The organism is Sphaerisporangium sp. NPDC051017 (assembly GCF_040683095.1).
Classification (GTDB): Bacteria; Actinomycetota; Actinomycetes; order Streptosporangiales; family Streptosporangiaceae; genus Sphaerisporangium.
Genome location: NZ_JBFBCI010000053.1, coordinates 1 through 11523 on the forward strand (window position 1 = coordinate 1; position 11523 = coordinate 11523).

The 11523-nt window shown below is 68.5% G+C and carries 5 protein-coding genes; 1 reads left to right on the forward strand and 4 read right to left on the reverse strand.

Translation table 11 applies throughout. From position 1 onward, the window contains the following. Positions 1–152: 152 nt before the first annotated feature. From AB0M95_RS31270 to guaA, 4 genes are all read right to left on the reverse strand, one after another. Positions 153–623 (reverse strand): hypothetical protein, encoded by a 471-nt coding sequence (locus tag AB0M95_RS31270; protein ID WP_363772293.1) that lies wholly within the window; start codon positions 621–623, stop codon positions 153–155. Positions 624–676: 53 nt separating this feature from the next. Beyond that, positions 677–4216, reverse strand: coding sequence for an RHS repeat-associated core domain-containing protein (locus tag AB0M95_RS31275; protein ID WP_363772295.1), 3540 nt, complete (start codon positions 4214–4216; stop codon positions 677–679). Then, positions 4213–7017 carry a hypothetical protein gene (locus AB0M95_RS31280; RefSeq protein ID WP_363772298.1) on the reverse strand — a complete coding sequence of 935 codons (2805 nt, stop codon included), beginning with the start codon at positions 7015–7017 and terminating at the stop codon, positions 4213–4215. Before AB0M95_RS31280 ends, AB0M95_RS31275 begins: the two co-directional genes overlap by 4 nt. A 589-nt stretch (positions 7018–7606) precedes the next feature. Continuing rightward, positions 7607–9157: a glutamine-hydrolyzing GMP synthase gene (guaA, locus tag AB0M95_RS31285; RefSeq protein WP_363772301.1), complete on the reverse strand. Its 1551-nt coding sequence runs from the start codon at positions 9155–9157 to the stop codon at positions 7607–7609. A 129-nt stretch (positions 9158–9286) separates the two neighbouring features. On the opposite strand from guaA, the gene AB0M95_RS31290 reads away from it, so the two are divergent. Then, the gene (locus AB0M95_RS31290) at positions 9287–11485 is read left to right on the forward strand and encodes a beta-propeller domain-containing protein (protein ID WP_363772304.1); all 2199 of its coding nucleotides are present in this window, start codon (positions 9287–9289) and stop codon (positions 11483–11485) included. Positions 11486–11523: the final 38 nt, after the last annotated feature.

Consider the following 11523-nt stretch of genomic DNA (forward strand, 5'->3'; position numbering starts at 1 on the left):
CCCCTCCTTCACCGCGGCCCCCGCACCCCCCCCCCCACCCGCCTCCCCCCCCCCCCCCCCCCGGGGGGGGGGGGGGCCCCGCCGGGCTGGGGGGGGGGGGGGGGGGGGGCCCCCCCCCCCCCCCGCCTCTCAGGGGCGATTTGCTTATGGCGTTACTTCTCGAACAGGCCTAGCCCTTGGTAGTCGATCAGCACATGCCGGTTCCCTGAGCCGTTTTCACGCTCCCCCACAGCGACGTAGATCACTTTCCCCCGCATGTCGCGCATCACGCCCGCGACGCACCCCCTGCACATTCTCTTGTCGGGGACGAGCGCGGACTCATCCCGGGGGAGAGGCTTCCATCCCTTCTCGTAGAACGGACGGAGCATCTCCTCTGGGGGGACGTCGCCGGAGACCTGGACATCCAGGGACGCTCCGTTGTCCGCCGAGTCGCAGCCGACGAATTCCTCCGCCGAGGCCACCCGCTCCGTGGGAATAAGCTTCAACGCCTCATTCCTGAGAACTCCGATCTGGCGTTCGGCGATCTGGTAACAACGGTCTGACGCGGTATCTCCCACTGGGATGCAGCCGGTCCCCGCGATCGCGAAGACAAGGAGGACACCGCCCCACGCAGAACTCCGCACTACGTTCCGTCCATTCTATGCGTTACATCGACCTGGACCGCTGGCCCCTCGGGTCAGAAGAATCTCGTATGGGTGCCCTCTGGGGCTCTGGCGACCCCGCTTACCTGGTGGCAGTCGATTTTGAATCCACCGATCACCGCATTGCAGAAGAGGAACATCGCCTCGTCGAACAGGTACTCCATGAGAGCATCGAGCCCCTTCTCCTTCCACATCTTTCGCAGTTCCTTCTCATGAATTCTGGCGTAGTCGCGCGCGATCCGGTTGATCTCCTGGTCGAAGTCGCTTTCCTTCTTGCTATTCGCGTGGTACTTCTCATGGTTGTCGGCGATCTCCTTCGCGAACTCGGTGCCGAACGCTATCGTCTCCAGAACCTGCCAGATGAAATGCCTGATCGCGCTGCGCAGCGGGGTCTCTTTCTCTCCGACCTTCTTTCTGGCGAACTGCGCGGCGGCATCGGCGAGTTGCTTGCCCCACTTGCACTTGTCGTATCCGAAGGACCAGACACAGGCTATGCCCTCCTTGTCCTTCGGCTTGATGTTCTTGTACTCGTCGATACACACCTGGCACCTGACCGGCCCCGGGAGAGCCGCCTTTCCCGAGTCCGCCGAGTTCACCGGGTCACCGCAGACGTATCCGTACGAATTGCAGACCACACCTGTGAGGAAGTCGTCGGGCTGCAGGAAACGGCCGGTCACGGGGTTGTAGAGGCGATCTCCCATGCGCGTGAGGCCTCCGATCGTCTCGGTCGGACGCTGTGCGCCGCCGAGCCAGCCGTACCGGTCGTCACCGGCGTTCGCCACTCGGGCACTGCCGTATTCCGTGTACTCGGTGTAGTAATCGACTCCTGTGGGTGAGGGACTGTTCTGCACTGTGGCCACAACGTCGCCGTGCGGGTTGGTGAGATAGAACTTCGTCTGGTTCGTGCTTGTCTGTACCATGGCCATGCCTCCAAACCCAGTGACATAGCGCGTCCACGAGCCGTCCGCCTTGGAGATCCAGGCGGGTGAGCCACCCGAGCCGGCGTAGTGGTGGACGAACGTTCCCGGGTCGTCGCCCCCGGTCTTGGTCTCCGACAGCACCCGGCCCGCCGGATCCAGCGTGAACACCTTCGCCTCGGCGCCCTGGGTGATCTGGGCGACCTCGTCGTCGGCGTAGTAGCCGACCGTCAGATCTTCGCCACCATCGACGTGAGCGCCGGGGACGGTGGTGGTCCTGCCGAACGTGTCATATACGTAGCCCGTGTTGATGATGCGGCGGGCGTCGTCGTAGCTGTAGGAGTCGGTCACGGGCGTCGCCGCGGTGCTGCAGGAACCGTCCTGGGCGGGCCCGTATGCGTCGCGACGGGTGCGGTTGAAGTGATCGTCGAATGCGTAGACCCGCGTGGTGCAGTGCGTGGAATCGAAGACGTCCTCGACCTTGCTGAGCCGTCCGAGGCGGTCGTAGGTGTAGCGGTTGACGCTCTGCGGGGAGACCGTCTGGGTGGAGTTTCCCGCGTAGTCCGCCTGATCCTCCCACTTCAGCCACGGCTGCCATGTTGTCCGATCCATGCCGTAGCTGAAACCTGTCTGCCGACCACTGCTGTCGTAGGTCCCCGCCGCCCAGAGGCCGTTCGGGTAGACCTGGAGATCCGCTTTCCTGTCGGCCGAATAGGCCGCCTGGAACGTCCCTGCACTGGTCTGGATGGCCGTGAGAAGGCCACGGCGCTCCTGCTGCCCTCGCGCGTCGACGCCGTCGTAGACGTAGGAGTTGACCCCCTTACCGTCGCCGACCGACACGACGCGCCCGTCGATGTCGTAGGTCGTGACGGCGACGTTGCCGGTGGCGTCAGTTGAGGTGACCTCCCGACCGAGCGAGTCGTACGTGGAGGTCAACGTCTTGCCATCGGCGGTCATCGACGTGGGCAGTCCGGTGGCCGGGTCGTAGTCGACCGTACGCTCGGCGACCGGCGCGCCCCCCGCAGCCGCGGGAGTCACCATCACGTTCATGCCGCTCACTCGCCCCGCCCCGTCATAGGTGGTGCTGCTCGTCCTGACCACCGAGCCGACGGTCCGCTTCTTGCTCAGGATGGCGCCGTAGTAGTCGTAGGCGGTGTTCTCATCCACCGGAAGAGGCGTGCCCGGCGGCTGTTGTTTGGGAGCCTGGCGGCAGACCATGCCCGCCCACTCACTCTTGTTTCCGCACTGAGGGTAGGCCACGTTCGCCGCAGCCGTGTAGTAGGTGGTCACGACCGCATCGCCGGCCCCGTTTCCAGCGGGGGCACGTGACTCGACCAGCCTGCCGGCCGAGTCGTAGCGCATGCGCTTGACACTGTCCGGGTTCCCGTTGCCGACGACCACGCTCTCGGTCGTGGGTGTGCCGAGCTTCCACCCGGACTCGTCTCCCAATTCGACAGGGTCATAACCGGTCTTCGTCACGCTCACGTCACCGGCCGGCACCGAGGTGTCCCCGTCCATCACCAGTGGCTCGGTACGCACGCTCGTGACGAGATGCCACGACTTGTCGCGATAGAGGGTACCGAACTCGTCTACCCCGGAGGTCGGCTTACCTTCGTCGTAGGTGTAGGTCGTACGGCCGCGCGCCGGTACCCGGCGGCCGTCCGACAGCGTGACCTCGTGCACTGGGCCGGTCGTGATCCGCAGGTCGCCCTTCTCGTCATAGGTGCGGATGTTGGCCAGCAGGTTCGCCCGCGCGGAGGAGTCCTGCTGCGCGGCGACGAAAGGCGCTGTCGTCCAGTCGGGGGCGAGGGCCCTGCGGCGGTTCTCGGGGGTCAGCGACCAGGTCACCACACCCTTGTCGTCGTACCGAGTGGTGGAGATCTGCCAGCCGCCCCCACCGAACTCTGCAGTGTTGACCGTCCGTCCGGACACGTCCAGGTAGCTGAGGGACCCGTACGGCCAGTCGGCGGCGCCCGGAGCGTATGCACCGTCTCCACCGCGCGCCGGCACGTGAGAGGCGGGGAACAACGCGGCGCCGATCCAGGGCAGGTCGGTGGTCTGGCCCCATGTCGCGGTCTCCGCGGCCGAGAGGTTCACCGGCGCGCCCGTACCGCTGACCGGCACGTCGTACACAACCGGGAAGACGGTCTCTCCCTGTGGAGTGGTGCGGGCCGCGTGCGCGACGCGACCGGCGGAGTCGTAGTCGAGCCGCCAGGCTTCCACTCCCGGCGGGGTGATCTGTGAAAGACGTCCCTGCGCGTTGTAGTAGTAGACGGTGGTCAGGCCGCGCCGCGCGTCGGTCACGCTGCGCAGGTGGCCGGTCGAGTCGTACGCGTACGTCGTGACGACGGTGGTCTTCATCGCATTGGTGCCGACGTCGTACGCCACATAGCTGAGCTGCTTGACCTGGCCGGCGAAGTCGCCCCAGCCGGAAGCGACGCCGGAAGCGGTGGTCGTGGTGGCGTAGGAGATGTCGAGGGCCTTGCATCCCTTGATCAAGGAAGTGTCGCAGGTCACCCCGGACGGGACGGGGGCGAGCAGCCGCGTGTAGCGTCCCTGAGCGTCCCGGACATAGGCGACCTCCGCCTCCTGTGCGGAAGGCGTAACGGCCTTGACGGTCCAGCGTCCCTGCGCGTTCTGCGTCCACTTCGTGATCACGTCGTCGCGCGTGATCTGCTGGAACTCGGTCGCCGACTTTTGAGGATCTTCGAACCGTCCGTGGCGTCCCCGACGCCGAGGTAGGAACCGTCAGCCTGGATGATGTAGACCAGCGTGATCCGGCCCGGCCCCACCAGCAGGACGTAGCCTTCGGTGCTGTGGTCTTCCAGGGCGTAGGCCGACATCCCGCCGCCCGAGGCGAACGAGGCGGACCAGCCCGGCCCGAACACGCCGACCGGCCCCTGCTCCGCGTAGGGCACCAGCGTGGCGTGCGTGCGGCCAATGTCGAATCCCGCGACCGAGCCGTCCCGGGCAGACACCACGAAGTCGCCGGTCAGCAGGGAAACCGTGCCCGGGCCGACGTCCGCCACGGCGTGGGACGCCGAGAAGCCGGTGCTTCCGTACACGACAAGGCGCGGTGTCGCACACGACACCGTCGTCCCGCTGACGAAACACGGCCGCACCTGGATGGGGCCGTCGCCACGGCCGGCGGCCCGCAAAGTCGCCGCGAGGTTCCAACTCAGTTCGGCGAACGGCTTCGCCGTGTCCGTCCGTGTGATCGGCCATGCCGGGACCGGGGTCGTGTCACCCGGCCGGGACACGTGCTGGGGAGGGACGGCAGTCCAGGGGCCTGATGCCGTCAGATCCGTACGGTACTCGTAACGCACACCCGTCCAGGTCGCCGCGGCCCGGGCCTCCAACGCGACGGCACGCCCCGTCCGCGTGGCCGCTTCCGGCAGCGTGAGCCCTCCCTGCCCGACACCGAAGTCATAAGTGAAGACCGAGTTGTTGCCCACCTTCACGTACAGAGTGTGCCAGCCTTCATCGGGGTTGATCGATATGGCGGAGACGCCGCCGGTAGCGTAGTTATTCCCCTGCGTGGGCGCGGCTGGGTCGTCCAGCCCCCACGAGTGCGGCAGAGGGCCGCCGGTGCCGTTGTCCAGAATGCACACCGCCGCGCCCGACGTCCTGGCCGACCACTGCCCTGCCGGATAGTCCGCGCAGGTGACCGAGGGAGCCGCGACGCTGCCGTCCAGCGCAAACGCCCGCCACCCGGACCAGGCCGAGTAGACCGCGCCGTTCGACGCCCGGGCCCGCCACCGCACCTTCCATCCGTCCTTCAACAGGCCCTGCGGGACCCGCACGATGGCCGGCGCGTTGGCCGGCACATTGTCGACCTGTCCCGACCAGATCGGCCCGGTGCCTTGTGCCGGCGCGGCCGGGTCGTGCTCCACCTCGAACTCGACCCGCTGGGGCAGCGTCGCGCCGTCGGTCAGCCGCGCCTGCAATTCCGGGGTTACCGAGGTGACCACCACCCTGCCGTCGGACAGGGTGACCGAGGGCCAGGACACTAGGGAGCCCATCTCCGGCGGCAGCGCGTAGGTCACCGAGAGCATCGGGGGCCGCGCGGTCGCGCCGGTGACCCCCGAGGAGTGGAAGACCCGCTCGAAGGGCTTGTCATCGAGGTAGTTCACCTCGGCCCCCAATTGCAGGACCACTCCGTGACCCGGTGCGCCGTCGGCCCACGCCTGGGCGATGCCGGTCACCGGCCAGACCCATCGGCCGCCCACCGGCGGAGCCGTTCCCGTCGAGCAGGCGGTCGGGTCGGTGATGGTCTGCTCGCCCGCGGAGGTCGACCCCGGCTGGTTGCTCCACCCCACGCTCTGTGTCCAGGCGGTGGTGATCCGCTGAACCTTGATCCCGATCTGCGGGAGGCAACCGTAGTTGCCGATCATCGTGGGAGGCGTCTCGGGCGTGGTCGTGGACGTCGGGCAGGCTCCCAAGTTCTTCCACAGGACCCCGAGATCGGTTCCGGGCGCGGCCGTACTGTCGGGGAAGATGTCCTTGAGCGCCTCCCAATGCTTGTCGTTGTAAGAGACGCGGTCGCCCGGGAAGTACCGCCCCCGCGACCAGGCGGCGTACTGGCAGTTCACCACCGTCGTCGGAGGAGACGGCGGATACGCGGTGGAGCGTTTCTCACCGGCCGGGCTCCACAGCTCCAGACTGGCATCGATGATCTTCTTGCCGGTGAGGCTTGAGGTGTCGAACCCCAGCAGTGCACGCGAGAAGGCGCGGACGCGGCTACCGCTGGAGGTGTAGACGTCGTGGTTGCCCACGTCCAGCCGGTTGTAGGGATAGAACGTTCCCGGCCCGGAGTAGACGCTCGTGTTCTTGTTCACCGGCAGGGTGACGGTAGGGTCGATCGTCACCGGATAAGTGGTATGCGGGTCGGCGAGGAACGCCGGGGCGGGCCTGAGCACCAACGTCTGCCCACCGTCGCCGGAGACGACGTCGGTCGCGATCTCGCCCTGCCTGACGATATCCGCCCCCTGAGCGTTCCCCGAGTCGTACATGACGGGTGCGGGGGCCTCCGCGACGGTCTCTCCCTCGCCGCCGGTCAGCCTGAGTCCGCCGGTCTTGGTCATCCCGAGCCGCAGCCCCCGGGTGCGCACCGGGATGCGGATCTCCAGCGGGCCCGAGGGCCGCTCGCGCAGCACCACGTCGTGGCGAAACCCGGACGGCAGCGCGGTCACGACCAGGTCGGCCCCAGGTGGCCCCGCCGCGTCATGATAGGTCGCGACGTTCCCCTGGACTACAGGCTTTGGCAGCGCCGTCGGCCACTCCAGGGCGAACGTCTTGCCGTCCCCCCGGTTCATCTTCGCCAGCGGATACCCTTCACCGCCCGCAGAGAACTCGACGCCAGCCTGCTCCATCGCGGACTTGGGCTTCAACACCCCGTCCTTTTCGACGAGCGTGGTGTCGACCGGCGCCCACGTGCCGTCCTTACGGACGCGGGTCACGTCGGCCGCCGCCTCAAGTGTGATGGTCTGGTCGGGGTTGGCGTAAGTGAGGGTTGACTCGGTGGTTTCCGAGCCAATCAGGACACGCGATTTCTGCAGCCGCGCCGTCAGTAAGGCGGACACCCTGTCCGGGCGCACGGAAACCGGCACGGTCTTTGCCGACGATTTCCGCTGAGTAGATGTGGCCGCCGCAGGGGAAACATTCGCGAGCAGCGACAACACCATCGCCAAGACGCCCAGAACGGCGCCATAACACAGAAATCGACTCTGCGTCAACGGGCGGAATGAGTTGGTAACGGGCACCCTGAGTAAATGCACGACAACTCCCGGAGATCTGACAAGGGGCTGTGGAAGCCACCAGGCGATCTGTCAATAAACGGCAAGATCAGCCGTTACCAGACCTACGGGTCCTCTCTTACGGTGTGAGTAAGATCACCACGAAAGGGCTCCGTTAAATCGTGACAAGAACGCTTGTCGATGCGAATATTGTCCGCCCGTCGGCGACATGAAACGACACCGTGCCATTCCGTAGAACGGAGCTCACCGGAAGGTGACGGGGAAAAGAAAACAAAGAAACGACGGAGCCCGCTCACTCCCACTCGATGGTGCCCGGGGGCTTGCTCGTCACGTCCAGGACCACGCGGTTGATCTCGCGGACCTCGTTGGTGATGCGGGTCGAGATGCGGGCGAGCACGTCGTAGGGGACGCGGGACCAGTCGGCCGTCATCGCGTCCTCGCTGGTCACCGGCCGCAGGACGACCGGGTGGCCGTACGTGCGGCCGTCGCCCTGGACGCCGACCGAGCGGACGTCGGCCAGGAGCACGACCGGACACTGCCAGATCTCGCGGTCGAGGCCGGCGCGGGACAGCTCCTCACGAGCGATCGCGTCGGCCTCGCGCAGGATGGCGAGGCGGTCGTGGGTGACCTCGCCGACGATGCGGATGGCGAGCCCGGGGCCGGGGAACGGCTGGCGCCACACCATGGCGGACGGCAGGCCGAGTTCCTCGCCCGCGTGGCGCACCTCGTCCTTGAACAGCGTGCGCAGCGGCTCGACCAGCGAGAACTTCAGGTCGTCCGGCAGACCGCCCACGTTGTGGTGGGACTTGATGTTGGCCGTGCCCGTGCCGCCGCCCGACTCGACCACGTCGGGGTAGAGCGTGCCCTGCACCAGGAAGTCGACGGGGCCGTCGGCGAGGATCGCCCGCTGCTCGTCCTCGAAGACGCGGATGAACTCGCGCCCGATGATCTTGCGCTTCTCCTCCGGGTCGCAGACCCCGGACAGCGCCTTGAGGAACCGCTCCTGGGCGTCCACGACGCGCAGCTTGACCCCGGTGGCGGCGACGAAGTCGCGCTCGACCTGCTCGGCCTCGCCCTTGCGCAGCAGCCCATGGTCGACGAACACGCAGGTCAGCCGGTCGCCGATGGCGCGCTGGACGATCGCGGCGGCCACGGCGGAGTCGACCCCGCCCGACAGGCCGCAGATCGCGCGCCCCTCGGGGCCGATCTGCGCGCGGACGGCCTCGATGGCGTCCTCGACGATGTTGAGCATCGTCCACGACGGCCGGCAGCCGGCGGCGTCCAGGAAGTGCTTCATGACGGCCTGGCCGTGCTCGGAGTGCAGCACCTCCGGGTGGAACTGCACGCCGTACAGGCCCTTGGCGCGGTGCTCCATGGCGGCGACGGGCGTGTCGGGCGTCCACGCGGTGACCTCGAAGCCCTCCGGGGCCGCGACGACGCTGTCGCCGTGGGACATCCACACCGACTGGGCCACGGGCAGGCCGGCGAACAGCACGCCCTCGCCGACGACGGTGAGCGGCGTGCCGCCGTACTCGGCGATGCCGGTCTGGGCGACCTGGCCGCCGAGGACCCGGGCCATCTCCTGGAAGCCGTAGCAGATGCCGAAGGTCGGCACCCCGGTGTCGAACAGGCCCTGCGGCGCGGCGGGGGCGCCCTCGGCGTACACCGACGCGGGGCCGCCGGACAGGATGATCGCCTTCGGGTTCTTGGCGAGCATCTCGTCCACCGGCATCGTCGAGGGGACGATCTCGGAGTACACGTGGCACTCACGGACCCGCCGCGCGATCAGCTGCGCGTACTGCGCGCCGAAGTCGACGACAAGGACCGTGTCGAACTCAGACACCGAAAAGACCTCCCAAAAGACACCGCGGTCCTCACAGTCTAGCGACGGCGGCCGATGCGAACGCTGCCGGTGATCTACGGTCCCGTACCGGCCGCTGAACCGGGTCACCACAGAATGCGTCGTAGGGGCATGAGGACTTCGATCGGTACGGCGGCGGCCGTGGCGCTGGCCTGCGGCCTGGCGGTGACGGCCTGCACGAGCGGCGGCGGGCCCGTCAAACCCGCGGCCGATGAGCCCGTGGCCCTGGGGAACATCAAGCTCGTCGCGTACACCGGATGCGACGACATGCTCGACGGCCTGCGCGAGGCCGCGGCGAAGAACGTCGGCCCGTGGGGCTTCGGCGGCAACATGATCTTCTACGCGGCCGACGGCGCGGCGAGGACGGACGCGAAGGCGGTCGCGCCCTCGTACTCCACCACCAACGTCCACGAGGCGGGCGTCGACGAGCCCGACATGGTCAAGACGGACGGCCGGCGGATCATCAGCTACGCGGGCGGCGTGCTGCGCGTGATCGACGCCGCGTCCAAGAAGGTGACCGGCACGCTGCGGCTCGTGCCGAAGGAGCAGGCCTGGGCGCCCGGGGACCTGCTCGTCCACGGCGACCGCGCGCTGGTGATGTTCAGCGGTGGGGAGGCGATCCCGGTCGGCGCCGTCGCGAAGCGGCCCGCCACCGCCGGCCCCAAGTACACGCTGGTCGACCTGAAGGAGCTGAAGGTCCTCGGGTCGATCACCCCGCAGGGCATGCACGTGGACGCCCGGATGGTCGGCTCGACCGTCCGCCTCGTGGTCAGGTCGCAGCCGGCCATCACCTTCGCCGAGGGCCGCCCGGACGAGAAGGAGGACGAGCGGACCCGGCGCAACCAGAACGGCGTGCGCAACGCGCCCATCGAGGCGTGGCTGCCGACCTACGAGGTGGACACCCCCGGTGAGGCCACCCGCACTGAGAAGCTGAAGTGCGAGGCGATCAGCCACCCGGCCGAGTACACCGGCACCTCCATGCTGACCGTCCACACCATCGACCTGGAGGCCGGGCTCACCTCCGACGACCCGATCGCGGTGGCCGCCGACGGCGACACGGTGTACGCGACGCCCACCAGCCTGTACGTCACCAGCAACCCGCGCTGGTGGTTCCCCCGCATGATGATCGACGACACCCCGCCCGCCCCCGTCGAGAACGCACCGAGCGGGGACGTCTCCCCCGCCCCGGCGACCACGCCGAGCGCGGCGGCGGTCCCCGGCGCGGCGGCGGCCCCCGAGACGGCGCCGACGGCCGTCGCCCCGCGCGACCCGGCCACCACGACGCCCGCGGAGAAGATCGAGCCGAGCAACGACCCGTCGATGCCGTCGATGCTCCCCGAGCCGACGGCGTCCCCGTCCGGCCCCGCCCCCACGACCCCCGTCCCGGCCTCCCCCACAGAGCCCACCGGGTCCCCGACGGCCGAGGCGGCGCCGCCCGAGCAGACCGAGATCCACCGGTTCGACATCGGCGGCGCCGGCGCGCCCCGGTACGTCGCCTCCGGCGTGGTGCCCGGACGCCTGCTCAACCAGTACTCCCTGTCGGACTTCGAGGGGAACCTGCGGGTCGCCACCACCTCCGACGACGCCGCCGCCGGGGCGAACCCGTCGCGCGGCTCCAGCGGCGTGTACGTTCTGAAGGCCGACACGCTGGCCAAGGTGGGCGAGGTCACCGGCCTCGGCAAGGGCGAGCGGATCTACTCGGTCCGCTTCATCGGCCCCGTGGGCTACGTCGTGACGTTCCGCCAGGTCGACCCCCTGTACACGCTCGACCTGCGTGACCCCGCGAACCCCAAGGTCACCGGCGAGCTGAAGATCACCGGCTACTCGGCCTACCTGCACCCGGCGGGCGAGGGACGGCTCCTCGGCATCGGCCAGGAGGCCAGTGAGCAGGGCAGGACGCTCGGCATGCAGGTCTCGCTGTTCGACGTCAGCGACCCGGCCAAACCGGCGCGCCTGGCGCAATTCCACCAGAAGGACTCCGGGTCCGAGGCCGAATGGGACCCGCACGCCTTCCTGTACTGGCCGGAGTCCGGGCTGGCGGTCGTGCCGGTCAACAGCTGGGGCGGTCCCGATCCCTCCACGGCCCAGATGGCCGCTATGGTGCTGAAGGTCGGCGACGGGTCCATCACGCGGGCCGGGCTCGTCACGCACCCGAAGCAGGCGCGGACCGACGAGCCGATCCAGTTCGACACGGCGATCCACCGTTGCCTGATCATCGGGGACACGCTGTGGACCGTCTCCGACACGGGCATGAAGGCCAGCAGCGCCACCACGCTGGCCGGCGAGGGCTGGATCCCCTTCGAGGCGTGACACCGCCTCGCACGCTTCCGGGCCGTATCGCGCAGTAC

Coding starts and splice junctions, on each gene's coding strand:
- AB0M95_RS31290 (WP_363772304.1), top strand. CDS start 9,287: ATGAGGACTTCGATCGGTACGGCGGCGGCCGTGGCGCTGGCCTGCGGC.